The sequence below is a fragment of the Pseudomonas nitroreducens genome (assembly GCF_014204515.1).
Classification (GTDB): domain Bacteria; phylum Pseudomonadota; class Gammaproteobacteria; order Pseudomonadales; family Pseudomonadaceae; genus Pseudomonas; species Pseudomonas nitritireducens_A.
The window spans coordinates 66,863-83,429 of the sequence record NZ_JACHLI010000026.1 but is presented as its reverse complement, the minus strand read 5'-3'; the positions used below and the strand labels follow the sequence as shown (position 1 = coordinate 83,429).

At 67.9% G+C, this 16,567-nt stretch carries 17 protein-coding genes; 4 read left to right on the top strand and 13 right to left on the bottom strand.

Annotated elements, in window-relative coordinates:
• Nucleotides 1-26 precede the first annotated feature (26 nt).
• Nucleotides 27-494, top strand: a complete 468-nt coding sequence (locus HNP46_RS25875) for a YbaK/EbsC family protein (protein ID WP_184594730.1) — start codon at nucleotides 27-29, stop codon at nucleotides 492-494.
• A gap of 39 nt (nucleotides 495-533) precedes the next feature.
• On the opposite strand, the gene HNP46_RS25870 is transcribed toward HNP46_RS25875, so the two are convergent.
• Entirely contained in the window at nucleotides 534-2,117 is a 1,584-nt protein-coding gene (locus tag HNP46_RS25870) for an amidohydrolase (protein ID WP_184594728.1), read from the bottom strand.
• A 145-nt stretch (nucleotides 2,118-2,262) separates the two neighbouring features.
• Here HNP46_RS25870 and HNP46_RS25865 point away from each other — a divergent pair, with 145 nt between their 5' ends.
• Nucleotides 2,263-3,210 carry a LysR substrate-binding domain-containing protein gene (locus HNP46_RS25865; protein WP_184594726.1) on the top strand — a complete coding sequence of 316 codons (948 nt, stop codon included), beginning with the start codon at nucleotides 2,263-2,265 and terminating at the stop codon, nucleotides 3,208-3,210.
• A gap of 3 nt (nucleotides 3,211-3,213) precedes the next feature.
• Here the strand turns inward: HNP46_RS25865 and HNP46_RS25860 are convergent, their stop codons facing one another.
• The 7 genes from HNP46_RS25860 to HNP46_RS25830 form a co-directional block, all read right to left on the bottom strand.
• Nucleotides 3,214-4,275, bottom strand: coding sequence for an ornithine cyclodeaminase (locus tag HNP46_RS25860; protein WP_184594724.1), 1,062 nt, complete (start codon nucleotides 4,273-4,275; stop codon nucleotides 3,214-3,216).
• A gap of 301 nt (nucleotides 4,276-4,576) precedes the next feature.
• Nucleotides 4,577-5,065 carry an Lrp/AsnC family transcriptional regulator gene (locus HNP46_RS25855; RefSeq protein WP_184594722.1) on the bottom strand — a complete coding sequence of 163 codons (489 nt, stop codon included), beginning with the start codon at nucleotides 5,063-5,065 and terminating at the stop codon, nucleotides 4,577-4,579.
• A gap of 107 nt (nucleotides 5,066-5,172) precedes the next feature.
• On the bottom strand, nucleotides 5,173-6,516 hold the full coding sequence (locus HNP46_RS25850; protein ID WP_184594720.1) for an APC family permease: 1,344 nt from the start codon (nucleotides 6,514-6,516) through the stop codon (nucleotides 5,173-5,175).
• A 111-nt stretch (nucleotides 6,517-6,627) separates the two neighbouring features.
• The gene (locus HNP46_RS25845; protein WP_184594717.1) at nucleotides 6,628-7,371 is read right to left on the bottom strand and encodes an N-formylglutamate amidohydrolase; all 744 of its coding nucleotides are present in this window, start codon (nucleotides 7,369-7,371) and stop codon (nucleotides 6,628-6,630) included.
• Nucleotides 7,355-8,695, bottom strand: coding sequence for a glutamine synthetase family protein (locus tag HNP46_RS25840; RefSeq protein ID WP_184594709.1), 1,341 nt, complete (start codon nucleotides 8,693-8,695; stop codon nucleotides 7,355-7,357). Before HNP46_RS25840 ends, HNP46_RS25845 begins: the two co-directional genes overlap by 17 nt.
• Before the next feature lie 15 nt (nucleotides 8,696-8,710).
• Entirely contained in the window at nucleotides 8,711-9,352 is a 642-nt protein-coding gene (locus tag HNP46_RS25835) for an isochorismatase family cysteine hydrolase (protein ID WP_184594707.1), read from the bottom strand.
• Between the two features lie 2 nt (nucleotides 9,353-9,354).
• Complete coding sequence (locus tag HNP46_RS25830; protein WP_184594705.1) at nucleotides 9,355-10,212, bottom strand: MurR/RpiR family transcriptional regulator; 858 nt, start codon at nucleotides 10,210-10,212, stop codon at nucleotides 9,355-9,357.
• A 200-nt stretch (nucleotides 10,213-10,412) separates the two neighbouring features.
• On the opposite strand from HNP46_RS25830, the gene HNP46_RS25825 reads away from it, so the two are divergent.
• Nucleotides 10,413-10,994 (top strand): sugar O-acetyltransferase, encoded by a 582-nt coding sequence (locus tag HNP46_RS25825; protein WP_184594703.1) that lies wholly within the window; start codon nucleotides 10,413-10,415, stop codon nucleotides 10,992-10,994.
• A gap of 14 nt (nucleotides 10,995-11,008) precedes the next feature.
• Here the strand turns inward: HNP46_RS25825 and HNP46_RS25820 are convergent, their stop codons facing one another.
• Together HNP46_RS25820 and HNP46_RS25815 are read right to left on the bottom strand one after the other, a co-directional pair.
• The gene (locus HNP46_RS25820; RefSeq protein WP_184594701.1) at nucleotides 11,009-11,263 is read right to left on the bottom strand and encodes a hypothetical protein; all 255 of its coding nucleotides are present in this window, start codon (nucleotides 11,261-11,263) and stop codon (nucleotides 11,009-11,011) included.
• Nucleotides 11,264-11,413: 150 nt separating this feature from the next.
• A complete protein-coding gene (locus HNP46_RS25815) occupies nucleotides 11,414-12,967 on the bottom strand; it encodes an MFS transporter (RefSeq protein WP_184594699.1) in 1,554 nt (517 codons plus the stop codon).
• Between the two features lie 141 nt (nucleotides 12,968-13,108).
• Between HNP46_RS25815 and HNP46_RS25810 the strand changes: the two genes are divergently transcribed.
• Complete coding sequence (locus HNP46_RS25810; protein ID WP_184594697.1) at nucleotides 13,109-13,999, top strand: LysR family transcriptional regulator; 891 nt, start codon at nucleotides 13,109-13,111, stop codon at nucleotides 13,997-13,999.
• On the opposite strand, the gene HNP46_RS25805 is transcribed toward HNP46_RS25810, so the two are convergent.
• The 3 genes from HNP46_RS25805 to epsC all read right to left on the bottom strand — a co-directional run bounded on the left by HNP46_RS25805 (nucleotide 13,969) and on the right by epsC (nucleotide 16,551).
• Entirely contained in the window at nucleotides 13,969-14,322 is a 354-nt protein-coding gene (locus HNP46_RS25805) for a VOC family protein (protein ID WP_184594695.1), read from the bottom strand. The genes HNP46_RS25810 and HNP46_RS25805 overlap by 31 nt on opposite strands.
• 71 nt (nucleotides 14,323-14,393) lie before the next feature.
• Entirely contained in the window at nucleotides 14,394-15,266 is an 873-nt protein-coding gene (dapA, locus tag HNP46_RS25800) for a 4-hydroxy-tetrahydrodipicolinate synthase (RefSeq protein ID WP_184594693.1), read from the bottom strand.
• Between the two features lie 331 nt (nucleotides 15,267-15,597).
• Complete coding sequence (gene epsC, locus HNP46_RS25795) at nucleotides 15,598-16,551, bottom strand: serine O-acetyltransferase EpsC (protein ID WP_184594691.1); 954 nt, start codon at nucleotides 16,549-16,551, stop codon at nucleotides 15,598-15,600.
• Between the last annotated feature and the right edge of the window lie 16 nt (nucleotides 16,552-16,567).

Sequence of the window (16,567 nt, the reverse complement as noted above, 5' to 3'; positions counted from 1 at the left end):
TTTCGCAAGACACGGAGCATCGCCCCATGAGCCTGGAATCGGTTCGCGCCTTCTTCGCCGAAAAGGCCCCCGACATCGCCATCATCGAGCTGGAAACCAGCACCGCCACCGTCGCCCTGGCCGCCGAGGCCCACGGTGTGGAGCCGGGCCGCATCGCCAAGACCCTGTCCCTGCGCGTCGGCGAACGCACCGTGCTGGTGGTGGCCCGTGGCGATGCGCGGCTGGACAACCGCAAGCTCAAGGAAGCCTTCGGCGGCAAGGCCAAGATGCTCGGCGCCGAGGAAGTGGTCGAACTGACCGGACATCCGGTGGGCGGCGTCTGCCCGTTCGGCCTGGCGACGCCGCTGCCGGTGTATTGCGATGTATCGCTGCGGGCTTTCGATGAAGTGCTGCCCGCAGCAGGCGCGGTGTACAGCGCGGTGAGGATCGAGCCGCAGCGCATGGCGCAGCTGGTGGCGGCGGACTGGATCGATGTCTGCCAGGAACTGGCCTGAGTCCGCCACGCCTCAGGCCCATGCAGTTTCCGGCGTTCCCTACTCGTCTTCCCGCGCCGGAATCCACCACTCCTCGCCGCGCACCGTGCGGATGTACTCCGGCCAGCGGAAGCGGTGCGGAACCTTGAAGTCCTTCGGCAGCAGCGGCGCCTGCCACGCTTCGCCGCCGATGCCGCCACCGGTACGCTCCTCGAATTCGCGGGTGGCCTCGGCCAGCAGCTCGGCATCGGTGAACAGCTCGATCAGCGTGCTGCCGATGGTCTTGGCGGCCACGTCGATCATCGGGTCGATGGTCTCGCGGATGCCGCCCAGGGCGTTGGATACCCAATCCGGGTAGGTGAAGCCCGCCGGGGCACTGAGCATCGGCCGCGCCACGTAGAGGCGCACGGTCGGGCAGTGCCAGGTGTATTCGGGATAGTCGTCGGAGGTCAGGTACTTCTGCCAGGCCGGCATCTGCAGGCGCATCTGCCGCTCGCACTCCTGCGGTTCGATGAGCGCCTGGGTAGCCGGCAGGAAGGGCTCGGCCATGGGTTCCAGACCCAGGTTCGCCTGGATTTCCCGCGCCACCGCGATGGCCTGTTCGCCCCAGCTCGGCGCGCCGATGGCGGCGAGGTTGTCGTAGCAGGCCTGTGCCAGCGCGTGGTTGGCCAGCCCGCCACGGGACTTGCAGACCCAGGTCTTCTTCCACTGGCAGCCGGTGGCCATGGCCGCGGCGGCGGCGTTGTTGTCCATCACCGTGGCGATGGTCTCGGCCTGCTCGATGGAGTCGCAGCGCAGCAGGTACTGGATCTGCGAGATGTGCGGCGGCAGGTTGTCGGCGGTGGCTTGCCCGGCGGTGAGGATGGCTTCGTTGAAGCTCCACAGCCCGGTGAACGGCAGCGTCGAGCGGCGCAGGCTTTCGTTGAGCGTGTAGAAGTGCACCAGCGCATCGTTGGCGCCGGGTGCACGGGCCGCCAGGTGGTTCTGCGGAATCGGGCTGTAGCGGTCGGCGGCGATCCAGTTCTGCGGGTCTTCGCAGGTGAAGCTGTAGATGTACGAGTAGGCGATGCCGCAGTGGGTGTCCCAGGTGGTGGTGTTGTTCAGCGGCAGCATGTAGGTGGGGTGGAAGCTGACGGCGGCGTCGAGGTCGTCGTAGTAGCCCTTGGCGGCGTGCACGGGCTTGGAGGCGCGCAGTTTTTCCGCCGGTTCGCCGAAGAACTTGATGGTGCCGGCGATGCCGAATTCCAGCATCGCCGCCTTGGCCGCCAGGGCGCCGCCCAGGGCGCTGATGCCCAGCGCGGAGTGCGGGTCGGTGTGGCCCGGTGCGTACTTCGACAGGCCCTCGCGCGGCATGGGTTTGGTCGCCGCCGCCTGGCAGTTGCCGGGCACCGCGTCGTACTCGGCGTAGGTGGCGAGGATCGGGCCGTCACCGTTATTGAAAGTGGCGACGAAAGCCGTGGGCATGCCGCCGCTACCCTCTTCCACCGTGAAGCCTTCGCGGCGCAGCAGCTCCACATACCAGGCGCAGGACTTGTACTCGCGGAACGCCGGCTCGGCGAAATGCCAGATCACCTGGTGCCAGTCGGACAGCTGCTGGCTGTGCTCGTCGATCCACTGCTGGACGTAGGCCTTGAATTTCGACATGGCGGCTTCCTCATCGTTGCCTGTTGTTGTTGTCGTGTGGCCTAGTATTGGTGAAGCGGAATTTGCAACAAGCGCAGGATTTCGCCATGCAATGTCTGGTTAGTTTCACCAATTGTCGTTTCACCAATGGAGCAATAGGCGCCCCATGCACTTTCCCTCGATGACCGCCCTGCGGGCGCTGGATGCCGTGGCCCGGCTGGGCAGCGTTTCCGCCGCCGCGCAAGAGCTGAACCTTACCCGCAGCGCGGTGAGCCACCGCATTGCCACGCTGGAGGAACGCCTGGGCTTCGCCCTGACCGAACGCACCGGGCGCGGCATCCGCCTGACCTATCGAGGGGAAAGGTATGCCCGCGACGTGCAGCGCATCCTGGCGGAAGTGCAACTGGCCGGCAGCAGCTTCGACGGGCAGCAGGTCAGCGGCCCGCTGTGCGTGAGCTGCAACCCCGGCTTCGCCACCTACTGGCTGTGCCAGCACCTGGGCGACTTCCTCGCGCAGTACCCGCAGGTGCAATTGCACGTGGTGACGCCGCGGGTGCCGCAGGACACCAGCGCCAGCGACGCCAACCTGTTCATCGCCTATGGCAGCGGCGACTGGCCGAACCAGACCGTGGAGCAACTGGTGGCGCTGCACTTCTTCCCGGTGTGCAGCCCGCGCCTGATCCACTCACGTGGCGGCCTCACGCAGCCGGCGGACCTGGCCCACTACACGCTGCTGCACATGAATGATTTCGCCGACTGGCGCCTGTGGCTCGGCGCGGTGGGCGCGAGCGCGATCGATCACCGCTCCGGCGTGCTGTTCGCCGATGCGCCCTGCACCATCGCCGCGTGCATTGCCGCCCAGGGCGTGGCCATCGGCGACAACCTGCTCAGCGGCGACGCCCTCGCCCGTGGCCTGCTGGTGCGCCCGTTCGACATCACCATCCAGTCCAGCCGCGGCTACTTCCTGGTAACCGACCCGGTTAAGGCCGAACGCGCAGTGGTGAAGGCCTTCAGCCAATGGCTGAAGGCCCGTGTCGCCGCCACCACCCAGAGCGCCAGCGACCTCAGCCGGCCGCCGCTGGAGATTTCATCGGAGACGGAACTGGCGCGCTGAGCGTCAGGCGATGCGCCGCAGCCCTTTGCGCGCCTTGGCGGAGCGGGTGTAGCGGAACAGGTCCTTGGGGTCGTTGTCCTCTTCCTCGCTCCAGGGCACCAGGTCGATGCGCTCGCCCAGGCCCAGGCGGCCGGCCTGCTCGTTCACGTAGCGCAGCACGGAATAGTCTTCGAGGGCGAAGCCGACCGAGTCGAAGATGGTCACCTGCTCGGCGCTGTCGCGCCCGCCGATCTGACCGGCCAGCACGCGCCACAGGTCGGTCACCTGGAAGTCTGCCGGCATCTGCTGGATTTCGCCCTCGACGCGCGACTGCGGCTCGTACTCGACGAACACCTTGCCGGCGCGCAGCACGTCGGCGTGCAACTCGGTCTTGCCCGGGCAATCACCGCCCACGCCGTTGATGTGCATGCCCGGCTCGATCATCTCCGGGGTGAGGATGGTCGCGTAGGCCTTGTCGGCAGTGACCGTGGTGACGATGTCGGCGCCGCGCACCGCTTCGGCGGTGGAGCCGGCGCGGATGATCTTCAGGTTGGGGACGTCCGCCAGGTTGCGGATCAGCTTCTCGGTGGCCTGCGGATCGAGGTCGTAGACGGCGATTTCCTCGATACCCAGGTGGTGGTGGAAAGCCAGGGCCTGGAACTCGCTCTGTGCGCCGTTGCCGATCAGCGCCATGCGTCGTGACTCCGGGCGGGCCAGCGCGCGGGCGGCCATCAGCGAGGTGGCGCAGGTGCGCAGCGCGGTGGCCACGGTCAGCTCCGACAGCAGCAGCGGATAGCCCGTCTCGACATCGGCCAGCACGCCGAAGGCCATGACGGTGAACAGCCCGCGCTGGGTGTTCTGCGGGTGGCCGTTGACGTACTTGAAGGCATAGCGGGCAGTGTCGGACACCGGCATCAATTCGATGACGCCGATCTCGGAATGGTTGGCGACGCGGGCGGATTTGTCGAAGGATTCCCAGCGCACGAAGTCCTCGGCGAGGGTGTCGGCAAGTTCGCCGATGAAGCGGGCGACACCGATCTGCTGGACCAGTTGGGACATCGTGGGGACGTCGACGAAGCGGGTCATGGTGGGACCTCCGGTTCTTGTCATTGGAGAAGTGTGGTCAGACGGGCTCGCCCCGCTCCAGCGTGTCTCGAACCGCGGGCAGAACCCGAGCGCAGAGGCCCTGGATCAGGTCTGCACGTCAGGAGAGGGGCAATCGGATTTTCCCACCGGCCATGGAGAAAACCCGGCTGTAATGGCGGCCTGCGCCGGCCGATACGGCTGTATTGCGGCGCACCGACAGCCGATTCGGCTGTGACCGGAATAGTCGCCGACGCGGCAGAAAGCGCAGTCGAGAAGAGAAGGAAAAGCCGAGTCTGCAGCGCTAGCCGGCGGACTCCTTGATGGTCGTCAGCTCGGGGTGGGCGACCAGCTTGTCGATGTGCAGGCTCTCGTCGTTCAGCCAGGTCTCGGTCAGCGCGCGGTAGTGCTCCATGTCGCGGCAGCGCATGCGCACGCTGTAGTCGAAGGTGCCGCTGATCAGCTGGCAGTGCAGCACTTGCGGGCAGGCGATCATCCGCGCTTCGAAGGCCTTCTGCGCGGTGCGGCCACTCTGGTTGGACAGCGCCACCAGCACCAGCAGCGACAGGCCCGCAGCGACTTTCTGCTCATCGATGACGGCGCCGTAGCCGCGGATGATGCCGTGCCGCTCCAGCTTGCGGACGCGTTCCTGGCAGGGGCGCGGGGTGAGATGGACCAGCGCGGACAGCTTGCCGTAGGTGATGCGCCCCTGCTGACGGAGGATGCGGATGATCTCCTCGTCGATGCGGTCCAGGGTGAAGGGCGTGGGGCTGTCCTGATCTTTCCTGCTCATGCTGCTTCGCGATGGTTGCTGAGTCGTGCCGGGCCGAATCTTTATGGGGTAAGCCCCGCCGTCTGTCAAAGCGCGCCGTGCCGTCTGCGACAGCACGGCGCACCCGCTCAGATTTCCCGCGCCAGCTCGCTGCCGTTGCCGCGTCGGCTGAGCACCGCGAGGTACACCAGACCGATGGCGATCCAGAGCGCGCCCAGCTCCTGCGCCTCGCGGCTCATGCTGATCAGCACGTAGGCGATGATCACCAGGCCGACCAGCGGGAACAGCAGATGGCGGAAAATCTGGCCGGTCTTCTGGCGGATGAAGTAGTGGTTGATCACCGCCAGGTGCAGCAGGCAGAAGCCGGTCAGCGCGCCGAAGTTGACCAGCGAGGTGAGCACGTCGGGCGAGTCGAGGAAGTAGATGCCGATGCCCAGCGACAGTACGCCCACCAGGTACAGGCTGATGTGCGGCGTCTGGTACTTCGGATGCACCTTGGCCAGCACCCGCGGCAGCTTGCCGTCGCGGGCCATGGAGTACAGCAGGCGCGATACGGCGGCTTGAGAAGTAATCGACACGGTCACGCCCCAGGCCAGCGCGGTGGACACCGCCGTCAGCGTCGACAGCCAGCTGCCGCCGGCCGCTTCGGCGATCTCGTAGAAGGCGGTGTCGGCCGACTGGAAGGTCATGCCGGCGGCCAGGTCAGTGGCCAGCCAGGTCTGCACGATGAAGATGGCGCCCATGACGAACAGCGCGATCAGCGAGGCGCGGCCGATCTGTTTGGCCGGGTCGCCCTTGACCTCTTCGGCGAGGGTGGAAATCGCATCGAAGCCGAGGAACGACAGCACCGCGATGGACACCGCCTTCATCACCAGACCGAGGTTGAAATGCTCCGGCTGCAGCAGCGGTTCCAGGGTCAGCCGGCCATTGCCCAGGCCGCCTTCCAGGGCGTGGTAACCCACCGCCAGGAAGATCGCCAGCACCGCCAGTTCGGCGATCAGGAACAGCAGGTTGAAGCGTGCCGCCAGGGTGATGCCGCGCAGGTTGATGAGCGTGGCGGAGACCAGGAACACCAGCATGAACACCAGCTTGGGAATCGCCGGGAACAGGTGGTTCAGCGCCAGCGCGCTAAACACGTAGAGCAGCGGCGGGATCAGCAGGTAGTCCAGCAGCAGGACCCAGCCGGCGATGAAGCCGACGTTGGGGTGGATGCCGCGCTGGGCGTAGGAGTACACCGAACCGGCGATGGGAAACGCGCGGGACATCGCGCCATAGCTGAGCGCAGTGAACAGCATCGCCACCATGCCCACCAGGTAGGCCATGGGCACCATGCCGTGGGCGTCGGCATGCACCCAGCCGTACACGCCGAAGGGGGCGATCGGGATCATGAAGATCATCCCGTAGATCACCAGATCGCCGAGCGTCAGGCTGCGGCGCAGTTGTTGCTTGTATCCGAACTGTTCGATAGCCACGGGGCACTTCCTCTGGAAACGGCAGCTTCAGGGGGTTCGGCGCTCATGCGCTGAATTGTTGTTGTTTTCAGAACCGCCCGGACAGCCGAGGGAGCCTGCCGGGTGGGGTCCTCAGAGCCAGGGAGCCAGGCGTGTCGCCCAGGCTTCCACCCCTTGCGGGGTCCGCAGTCCGTCATTGCGGATTTCGATCAGCACGGCGTCCACGCCGCGTTCGTCGCCATGCACCGGGACGGTCATGTCCTCCAGCGGGTCGATCACATAGGGCTGGTTGGCGCCGATTTCTTCACCGCTCTGCCTGAGGCCCGCGACCATGCGCTGGGCATAGGCTTCGGCCTTGGCATAGAGCACCCCGGCGACCCACGGACGAGGTTCGCCGCGATAGCTCGGGGTGAAGCTGTGCACGCCGACCAGCCGGGTTGGCCGGCCGGCAGCCAGGCGTTCGTCGAGCAACGCGGTCAGCTGCCGGTGGAAGGGTTCGAACAGGCTCGCCACCCTCTCCTGCCGAGCCTCTGCGCTGAGGTTGCAGTTGCCGGGGATCGGGTAGATCTCGCTGTGCTCGGGAATCAGGTCCGGCGCCGACAGCGGCCGGTTGAGGTCGATCAGCAGGCGCGAGTAGCTGGCCACCAGCAGCGTGGCGTCCAGCCGTGCCGACAGCTCGCGGGCCAGCTCCAGCGCGCCGATGTCCCAGGCGATGTGCTCGGCGGCCGCCGCATCGTCCAGGCCCAGCTGCGCCAGCTCCTCGGGGATGTAGCGGCTGGCGTGCTCGCAGACCAGCAGCACCGGGCTGCTGCCCTGCGGGTTGACGATCTCGAAGGGCGGGCGCCGGTACAGGCCGGCCTCAGTAGAAGGTGGCATAGGACTCACAGAGTTGTTCCTCGCTGAGTTCGCGGGTCAGGGCCAGCTCCTGGCGCTTCATGGCGGCGTAGGTCTGCAGCAGGGCCGGCGGCAGTTCGGCGCACAGTTCGCTGTCGTCGAGCAGCAGGCACTGGGCCTCCTCCAGCGAACCCGGCAGCGGGCTGATGCCCAGCTCCTCGCGCTGGGCGGCGCTGAGGCTGTGCGGGTCGACATCGGTGACCGCCGACAGCGGCAGCTCCTGCTGCATGCCCAGGCGTCCGGCGATCAGCACGGCGGCCATGGCCAGGTGCGGGCTGGCGGTGGCGTCCATGGGGCGGAACTCCAGGTTGAACTGGCGCGCCTTCGGCTTGCCGCCGATCTCCACCACCGGGCAGATGCGCAGCGCTGCTTCGCGGTTGCGCAGGCCGAGGCAGGCGTAGGCGGCGCTCCAGTGGTGCGGCTTCAGCCGCAGGTAGGACACCGCCGTCGGCGCAGTCAGTGCGCACAGTGCCGGCAGGTGGCGCAGCACGCCAGCGGCCCAGTGCTCGGCGAGCTTCGACAGATTGGTCGGCGCGGCCTCGTCGTAGAACACCGGGGTGCCGTCCAGGCGTTGCAGGCTCAGGTGCAGGTGCACGCCGTTGGTCACGGCGCCGGGCGCCAGCAGCGGTGTGAAAGTGCTGCGCCAACCGAACTGGCGGGCGATCTCGCGGGTGACTTCGCGGACGTTCACCGCGCGGTCGGCGGCGGCAACGCCCTGGGTCGGCCGGCAGGTAACCTCGTACTGGTTGCGCCCGTACTCGGGCAGGAACATCTCCGGCTCTGCGCCGATCTGCTCCAGCGCGCTCATCAGCCAGCCACCGAAGGCGCCGGTCTGCCGCTGGGCCTGCAGGGAGAAGGCGGCAGCGTGTTCGTCCGGCAGGCCGAGCAGGTTGAATTCGTGCTCAAAGGCGGCGGTGACCTGCAGATCGAGCTCCCGATAACGAGCGATCTCTTCGCGCAGCAGCGTACGTGGGCACACCGGCCAGGGCGCGCCGGTGGTGGTCGCCAGGTCGCCGTGCAGGTAATCCAGCGGCGCCGCCTGGGCATCGGGACCATTCTCAAGACGCACGCGGCTACTCGGATCGGGCAGCAGGCGCAGGTCGCCGTGGCTGCCCCAGGGATTGTCCTCGGCGATGATGTCCTGGGGCGTCAGCGCGCTGTTGGCCGGCACCCAGCCGCAGCCGCTGGCGAGTTGCTCGGCCACCTCCGACTCGGGCAGCGAGCGGCCACGGGTGATGCCACAGAGATCGGTGGTGACGAAGCTGGTCAGGCGCATCGGCGCGGCATTGTTGTTGTTCTGACTCATGGCGTTCTCCCGGTCTCAGGCCAGCGCGGCGATGCGGGCCAGCACCGTGTCGGTGTCGGCGATCCAGCAGTAGCCCTTGATCGCTTCCAGGCAGGCCTGGTGGCGCTCGGCGGTGTGGGTGGCGCAGGCGTCTTCGACCAGGGTGACCAGGTAGCCGCGGTCGGCGGCGTCGCGCACGGCCATGTCCACGCACTGGTCGGTGACCACGCCGCAGATGATCAGGTGGCGGGTATTGAGGTTGCGCAGCACGTAGTCGATGGCGGTGGAGTTGAAGACCCCCGAGGAAGTCTTGGGCAGCACGATCTCGTTCTCCCGCGGCGCCAGGGCGTCGATCACCTGGGCATCGGGGCTGCCCTTGGGCAGGTGCATGTCGGAGAGCTTGTGGTCCAGCGAACGGTCGCGGCCATCGGCGGTGAGGCTCTCGATGATGGTGTGCAGCACCTCGCCGCCGACCTCGCGCATCGCCGCCAGCAGGCGCTGCTGGTTGGGAATCACGCTCGCCTCGACCCGCTGGTAGAAGTAGCGGTGCGTGGCCGGATCGACATGGGCATCGCGGCCAGGGATGACCCAGGCGTTCTGCATGTCGACGAACAGGATGGCGGTCTGGCCGCGGGTGAACGCAAGATCACGGGGCGATGAGTGGGGCAAGCTGAACACGGTCATTCCTCGAGGATGTGGCTGCCGAAAGCAGCTCTCAGGTGGTCGATGCCTTCCAGGCGTTCGTCGAGCTGGCCGTCCATGCGCGCTACCAGGCTGGCGATCAGCGCCTCGACCTGGGCCATGGTCGGCACCAGGGTGTCGAACGGCGATGGCGACTCCACCGGGGCGCTGATGATCAGGTCGGCGAACTCGCGCAGCGGCGAGTCATAGATGTCGGTGAACAGCACCACGCGGGCGCCGCGGGCCTTGGCGGCGCGGGTCACGCCCAGCGCCTGGGCCTGGTAGCGGCGGTAGTCGAACACCACCACCAGGGTCTGGCGGTCGATGTCGCCGAGCTGGTCGGGCAGCGCGGCGCCGTCGTCCAGCAGCAGGCAGCCACTGCGCAGCATGCGCAGGTGCGCCACCAGGTAACCGGCGAGGAAGCGGCTGAAGCGGCCGCCGTGGCAGAGCACGCGCAGCTTGGGGTCGAGCAGCCAGTCACCGAGCAGGCGTACGTCGTCGGCCTGGGTCAGCGCCAGGGTGCGCTGGATGCCTTCGCTGGCGTCGCTCAGGTAGTTGGACCAGACGTCGTCGCGGCTCATGCCTTCGCGGCGTCCGGCAAGCAGGGTGCGCGGCGAGCGCAGGCGGTCGTCCACCTCGGCCATCAGCGCGTTCTGGAAGTCGCTGTAGCCGCTGAAGCCGAGCTTCTTCACCAGGCGCAGGATGCTCGGGTCGCTGACCCCGGCCTGGCGCGCGAGGCGCGACATCGGCCCGAGGCCAGCGCGCGGGTAGTCATCGAGCAAGGCGCGCAGCACCTTGCGTTCGGCCTTGGTGAGCTCGACCTGCGGGGTATTCAGGCGATCTTTGAGTGTGAGCATGGAGGCGCCTCTTGTTATGGCGCCATTTGTATAATGCACTTCAGAAACTTTCAATATCTATTTTTTGTAGCATTCACTACAAATCCCACAGCCACTTCATCTTCCCGCGGCGCAGACGCGTGCCGCTCATTTTCCGGGAAACGGAACGCCGTGCGGCGGCACGCGTCGAACTCCCGTCAACGCCGCCAGGAGTCACTTCGATGAACGAACTGCAGAAAGCCGCCGCCGGGCTGCTCTACGACGCCAACCACGACCCGCAGGTGCTGCGCCAGCGCGCGCAGGCCAAGGCGAAGCTGTTCGAGTTCAACCACAGCCATCCGGATGACCGCGAGCGCCGTGAGGCGATCCTCAGGGACCTGTTCGCGCGCCTGGGCGCAGGCTTCGTGATCGAAGGCCCGCTGCACTGCGATTACGGCTTCAACATCGAGATCGGCGAGCGCTTCTACGCCAACGTCAACCTGGTGATCCTCGACGGCGCGAAAGTCAGCATCGGCAACGACGTATTCATCGCGCCCAATGTCGGCATCTACACCGCCGGCCACCCGCTGGACGCCGAGCGGCGCAACCAGGGGCTGGAGTACGCGCACCCGGTGAGTATCGGCGACAACGTGTGGATCGGTGCAGGGGTGAACATCCTGCCGGGGGTCAACATCGGCGCGAACAGCGTGATCGGCGCCGGCGCCGTGGTCACCCGCGACATTCCCGCGGGCGTGCTGGCGGCGGGCAACCCGGCGCGGGTAATCCGGGCGATCGGCGAGGCCGATCGCCAGCGCTATCGCTGAGGAACGCCAGGGCGTCAGGCGCCGTCGTCGAGGTGCCGGACCCAGCGCTCGGCGGCATCGTGGGAGGCTTCGAAGGCCTCCTCGTGGGATTCCCAGGGACCGATCACCACATCCAGCGGCGACACGCCGGCCGGCACCTTGGCCAGCGACAGCACGACCTCGGCGACCTTGCCGGGGCAGATGTAGCGTGGCGACATCAGCACGGCGATGCCCGTGGAAGTCAGGTATTCACTGGGCGCCATGAACGCCGGCTCGATGGACTGCTGCATGCGGTTCTCCCCTGGGCCGCGGGTGGCCTGTTGTTCTCGGTATGGCGGCGAGGCGTGCGTCGTGCACGCCTCCTGACTCCTGACCCGGGCGAACGAGGCACAGTTCCGGCAACCCGCCACCTGCCCGCCGCTAGCGGACGGACGGCGATCTCAGGGCGTCGCCGGCTCCGGCTGATGGATCGGCAGCGGCCGACCGAGCAGCGCGCCCACCAGCACGGCGAACAGCAGCGCCGCCACGCCGGCCACCAGCAGCACGCTCTCGAAGCCGCCGATGAAGGCCTGGCGCACCAGCGGGGCGAATACGCCGCGCAGCCCTGGCTCGACCAGCGCGAGTGCCGCGGTGAAATCGCCGGCCGCCGCACGGTTGGCCATCTCGCCGGCCCGCTCCAGTTGCGCGGGTGCCAGGTCCGCCAGGGCATTGCGCAACAGGTTGGCGCTGCGCGCCGCCAGCACGCCGCCGAGAATGCCGATGGCCAGGACGATGGCGGCGAAGCGCGTGGTGGTGCTCAGGCCCGAGGCCATGCCGGTGCGCTCGCGGGGCACGCAAGCCATGATGTTCTTCTGCGTGTCGCCATTGAGCAGACCGGCGCCGGCACCCAGCACCACGCTGGCCAGGGCGAAGGCCGGGTAGCCGCCCTGCCCGGCTGCCAGCGCGCAGAGCAGATTGCCCGCGCCCACCAACAGCAGCCCGAGGGCGAACACCTGCGCGGATGAACAGCGCGCACTAAGGCGCATGCCCACCCTTGGCGCGAGCAGCATCGCCACGGCGAACGGCAGCATCCCCGCGCCCGCTTCTACGGCCGACAACTGCAGGCCGTTCTGCAGGTACAGCGGCAGCAGGGTCATCATCACCTGGGCGCAGGCGGCGTAGGCGAACATGCCGAGCAAGGCGCCGATGAAGCGGCCGCTGCGCATCAGCCGCAGGTCGATCATCGGGCGCGCCTGGCTGCGCTCCACCAGCACGAACAGCCCCAGCAGGCCGCCGCTGACCAGCAGCCGTGCCAGCGTCGGCGGGCTGTCCCAGCCGGCGCGGTTGCCATCGATCAGCGCCCAGATCAGGTAGCCCAGGCCGCCGGCGAAGGTCAGGCTGCCCAGCGGATCGAGCCGTGCGGCGGCGCTGTCGCGGGACTCTTCGATGCTGCGCAACGCCATCGCCCCCAGCAGCGCCACCAGTGGCAGGTTGAGGTAGAAGATCCAGCGCCAGCCCAGGGTCGCGGAGATCACCCCGCCCAGCAGCGGCGCGAAGGTAATGGTGGCGCCCATGCATGCGCCCCAGAAGGCCCAGGCGCGCAACCTTTCTTCCGGCTCATGGAAGCGGTGGCCGATGGCGGCCAGCGCCGAGGTCAGCAACAGCGCGGCGCCGACGCCCTTGGCGGCACGGGCGATATCGAGGAACAGCAAGCTCGGCGCCGCGCCACACGCCAGCGAAGCCGCGCCGAACAGCACCAGCCCGAGCAGCAGCATGCGCCGCCGGCCGAAGCGGTCGGCCAGGCTGCCGGCGGGTAGCAGGCAGGCGGCGAAGGCCAGCAGGTAGGCGCTGACTACCCACTCGATATCGGCGAAGGAGCCGGACAGGTCGCGGGCGATGCTCGGCAACGAGACGGCGACGATATTGGTGTCGAGGATGATCAGTGCGCACACCGCCGAAGCGGTCAGCAGGGTGAAGCGGGCAGATGGACGTGGGGCGATCTCGGCGGCAGGCATGGCAAGGTTTCCAGCGTTGGCCAACGCGCAGGGTTTTGCCCTCGCCGCGCCGGCCTTGTAGTGTGGCCTCCACGGTAACCCCCACCCACGCCGGGCTTGTTAGCCACGGCGACCTTCGTCATTAGCCTGCGACTAACGAACATGGAAATCCGCCATTTCCGCTACTTCCTCAGCGTCGCCCACCACGGCCACTTCACCCGCGCGGCCGAGCAGCTGGGCATCGCCCCGCCGACCCTGAGCCGACAGATCCAGGACATGGAGAAGGAGCTGGGCGTGCTGCTGTTCCAGCGCAGCCAGCGCGAAGTGCGCCTGACCGCCGCCGGCGAAGCCCTGCTGGCCGAAGCCGAATTGGCAGTGCGCCAGTTCGACGCCGCGCAGCTGGGCGCCCAGCGCGCAGGCCGCGGCGAAACCGGGCGTCTGCGCCTGGGCTACGTAGCCTCGGCCGCTTATTCGGGCGTGCTGCAGCAGCACGTCGAACACTTTTCCCGCGCCCTCCCCTCCGTGGACCTCGACATCAGCGAAGGGCCCATGGCGCAGCTGCCGGCGCAGGTGCGCGACGGCGTATTCGACCTGGCCTATGTGCGCTCGCCCATGAGCCTGCCGGAAGAATTGGCAGCCATCGCCCTGCAGGAGGAAGGCTTCGTCCTCGCCCTGCCCGCCTCCTCGCGCCTCAACGAGCTGAAGGAGATCCGCGCCGCCCGCCTGAGCGAGGAAACCTTCATCCTCCCCGAGCAGATCTCCGGCACCCTGGCAGTGGCCAGCGCCGGCGGCTTCTCCCCGCGCCTGGGCCAGCAACCGGGCAGCCTGGTCGCGGTGATCGCCCTGGTGTCCCTCGGTCGCGGCATCGCCGTGGTTCCGGAGTCGGTGGTGCGGCGGGTGCAGCTACCACAGGTGAACTACCGCCCGCTGGCCGACTGCAATCCGCGCTCCTGGCTGTCGCTGCTACACCGGCGCTTCGAGAAATCACCGCTGGTGCAGCGCTACATCGAGCAGGTCAGGACTCAGTCCGCCGACCACACCGCCAGCTCGTAGCCGTCCGGGTCGATGAAGTGGAAACGGCGGCCGCCGGGGAAGGCGAAGGTCTCACGGCTGATGGTGGCGCCGGCCGCCTCCAGCCGCGCCTGGGTCTGCGCCAGGTCGTCGGCGTAGAGGATCACCAGCGGGCCGCCGGGACGCACCGGTTCGCCGGTGGTGAAGCCGCCGGTGAGGCGGCCGTCGCTGAACTCGCTGTAGGTGGGGCCGTAGTCAGTGAAGCTCCAGCCGAAGGCGCTGCCGTAGAAGGCCTTGCTGCGCGCGATATCGCTGACGTTGAATTCGATGTTGTCGATCTGACGGTCGTTTCCGCGAATACCCATGGTCGCCTCCTGGCGGGTCGTGACGGCGTGATCCTACTGCATCCAACGCCGCCCACGACCCGACGCGGCGCCTAGTCGCACGCCTCCAGGTCGGCCAGCACCCGACGCAGGCGCTCCAGGGTCGCTTCCGAGCAGGCCTGCATCGGTTCGCGCAGCTCGTTGGCCATCAGCCCCTGCAGGGCCAGGGCGCCCTTTACCGCGGCCGGGTTGGGCTCGGCGAAGGCGGCTTGCATCCACGGCAACAGACGCTGGAAGGTCCGCCGCGCGGCGTTGATGTCGTTGGCCTCCATCTCGCGCTGCATGCGCACATAGAGGTCTGCACGCACGTGGGCCGAGGCGGAAATGGCGCCAGCGCCGCCCATGCAGAGGTTGGCGAAGATCTGCAGGTCTTCGCCGGTGAGGACGTCGATATGGCCGTCGGCGATCAGCGCCAGGGTGGTTTCCACGTCGCCGCCGCAGTCCTTGATGGCCGCGATGTTCGGGTGCTGGACGATGCGCCGCAGGGTCTCGCGCTCGATGCGCACGCCGGTGCGGTAGGGAATGTCGTAGAGCACGACCGGTACGCTGGAAGCATCGGCAACAGTCTGGAAGAGCGCTTCCAGGCCCAGCTGGGATGGGCGGATGTAATACGGCGCCGGCACCAGCACGCCAGCCAGCGGACGACGCTGGACCTCCTGCTGGAAGGCCAGCAGCTCGCGCAGGTTGTTGCCGGCCAGGCCCATGATCACCTGCTGCGGCGGCACCCATTGCAGCACCGCATCAAGCACGGCGAGCTGCTCGTCGTGGCTCAGCGCGGCGGCTTCGCCGGTGGTGCCGCAGACCACGAAGCCGGCGACGCCGTCTTCCAGCAGCCGGCCCAGCAGCGCCTGCAGGGCGGGATAATCGACTTCGCCAGAACGAAAGGGAGTGGCGAGGGCCACCCAGATACCGCGAAAACGGGACATGCAAGAACTCCTTGTGGCTGACCGTCGGGTCGCCGTCAGGGAGGGTGCGGGAATCAAGCGGGGGGAAGAGGTTCGACCTTGCGCCTTGTCCAGTCAGCCCATCTGACGGGACAGCGCCCCGGTCAAATGAGCGACTGTTTCTTCGATTTCTTGGCAACGACGACGCACGCGCCAGCCTGGGCAGCGAAGCCCGAAGCGGAGAGCGAGTGGTCGTGGATGGAGAACATGGTTGTCCAGCAGTTGCGCGAAATGTCTGACGGATACTGCTGAAGGAAAGCAGGGACTGTCAACTCCCCCGCTGCGCTTCGCGTGCCCGCAGAACGGCGGTCCTTCAGTCCTTGCCGCAGCGGCTCTCGTCGTGCTGCAGGCTGGCCTGGCTGACCTGGCTGCCCGGCGGCACGCTGCGGGTCAGCCAGACGTTGCCGCCGATGGTGGAGCCCTTGCCGATGGTGACGCGGCCCAGGATGGTGGCGCCGGCGTAGATCACCACTTCGTCCTCGACGATCGGGTGGCGCGGCTCGCCCTTGTGCAGCTGGCCGGTTTCATCGGAGGTGAAGCGCTTGGCGCCCAGGGTCACGGCCTGGTAGATGCGCACCTGCCTGCCGATGATCGCGGTTTCGCCGATGACCACGCCGGTGCCGTGGTCGATGAAGAAGCTGCTGCCGATCTGCGCGCCGGGGTGGATGTCGATGCCGGTGGCCGAGTGCGCCAGCTCCGAGATCATCCGCGCCAGCAGCGGCAGGCCGGCGTTGTACAGGTGGTGCGCAAGGCGATGGTGGATGATCGCCACCACGCCCGGATAGCACAGCAGCACCTCGTCCACGCTGCGCGCGGCCGGGTCGCCCTGGTAGGCGGCGAGCACGTCGGCGTCGAGCAGCTTGCGCATTCCGGGCAGCGCACGGGCGAAGTCGCGCACCAGCACCACGGCGTGCTCGTCGATCCGGCTGTCGACCACATCGCCGCGCTGCCGCGCGCTGTAGCGCAGCTCCAGGCGGGCCTGCACCAGCAGCGCATTAAGCGCCGCGTCGAGGGTGTGGCCGACGAAGAAGTCCTCGCTCTCCTCGCGCAGGTCGTTGGGCCCCAGGCGCATGGGGAACAGCGCGCTGGCCAGGCGTTCCACCACTTCCTCGATGGACTGGCGCGATGGCAGCTCGCGGCCGCCCTGCTCCGGATGGCGGCCGGTGCGGCTGCGCCACTCGTTGCGCGCGCCACGCAGGTCCTCGACGATCTGCGCCAGTTGCCAGTTCACCGGGCCGTTTTCGTTCAGTCGCTTGGCGTCATTCATCGCTTGCTGTGTTCCT